The organism is Segetibacter koreensis DSM 18137, assembly GCF_000374045.1.
In the GTDB taxonomy this organism is placed as follows: Bacteria; Bacteroidota; Bacteroidia; order Chitinophagales; family Chitinophagaceae; genus Segetibacter; species Segetibacter koreensis.
The window spans coordinates 1-1,429 of the sequence record NZ_KB893375.1 but is presented as its reverse complement, the minus strand read 5'-3'; the positions used below and the strand labels follow the sequence as shown (position 1 = coordinate 1,429).

Genomic DNA, 1,429 nt, shown 5'->3' with positions numbered 1-1,429 from the left:
TTCAAAGAGGTTATAACTAACTATCAAGATGACTTACGTAATGTTATAGCAATAGCGGTAAAAAATGGAATTCCAACACCTGGTTTCTCTGCAAGTATAAACTATTATGATAGTTATCGTTCAGAAAATTTACCTGCTAATTTAATTCAAGCTCAACGTGATTATTTTGGGGCTCACACATATGAACGTAAAGATAAAAAAGGTGTATATCACACACAGTGGACTGAAGAATAATTCTTATTCAAATTATTATGCGATTTTTAGTTAAATAAATTAAAGTTAGCAGTAAAGATATCTAGAAATATAGATTTTTACTGCTCTCTTTATGATAATTAAAAATATATAAAATTAAAAAGTGAACAATATTAAATAATAATATTAGGAAGAAGGCGTTAATTTTGAAACAAAACATTTCGGCTTTAATTACAATATTCGGAGCAACAGGTGATTTAAGCTATCGTAAATTATTTCCATCGATATATAATTTATTTCAAAAAGGTTATTTTGAAAAGTCGATAGCTATTATTGGGACTGGTTTAGATGAACTAACTACTGAAGAATTTAGGCAGCAAGTTAAACTATCAATAAAAAATCAAATTGAAAAACCACGAGATATTGATGAGTTTTTGCATCATTTATTTTATCAACAACAAAATGTTAACCAGCAAGAAAGTTACGAACAGTTATTACAATTAAGTCAAGACTTAGATGAAGAGTTTAATTTAGAAGGGAATCGCCTATTTTATCTTGCAATGTCTCCTAACTTTTTTGGAACAGTAACCAATAATTTAAAAGATTCTGGATTAACAAATGTACAAGGGGTTAGCAGAGTAATTATAGAAAAGCCATTTGGTGATGATTTAAAATCTGCAGAAAAATTAAATAACCAAATAAGAAAGTCATTTAAAGAAGAAGAGATTTTTAGAATTGACCATTATTTAGGTAAAGAAATGATACAAAATATTGAGCGTCTACGATTTGGAAATACTATATTTGAACCTCTTTGGAACAATAACTATATTTCTAATATACAAATAACATCTTCAGAAACGCTTGGTATAGAAAACAGAGGGACTTACTACGAATCAAGTGGTGCTTTAAAAGATATGGTACAAAACCATTTATTACAAATGGTTTCATTACTTGCAATGGAAGTTCCATCTAGTAGGAAAAGTAACGATATTAGGAAAGAAAAAGTTCGGGTTTTAAAATCATTAAAAAGTTTAAAAAAAGAAGAAATTAAACAAAATTTTGTACGAGGACAATATGATGAAGGCGTTATAAATAATGAAACAGTGCTAGCCTATAAAGATGAACCTAACGTAGATTCAAAATCAATAACAGAAACTTTTGTCGCAGGCAAAATAGAAATCGATAATTCTAGATGGTCTGGTGTCCCTTTTTATATTCGTACAGGAAAGCGTATGTA

Annotated in this window: 1 protein-coding gene and 1 pseudogene; both read left to right on the top strand. The window is 28.6% G+C overall.

Going from position 1 to position 1,429, the window contains the following annotated elements:
* Positions 1–234, top strand: a pseudogene (locus B154_RS0123980) (NADP-dependent phosphogluconate dehydrogenase); the annotation flags it as partial.
* Between the two features lie 164 nt (positions 235–398).
* Positions 399–1,429: glucose-6-phosphate dehydrogenase (zwf, locus tag B154_RS0123975; RefSeq protein WP_018616904.1), on the top strand; the 1,031-nt coding region annotated here is incomplete at its 3' end.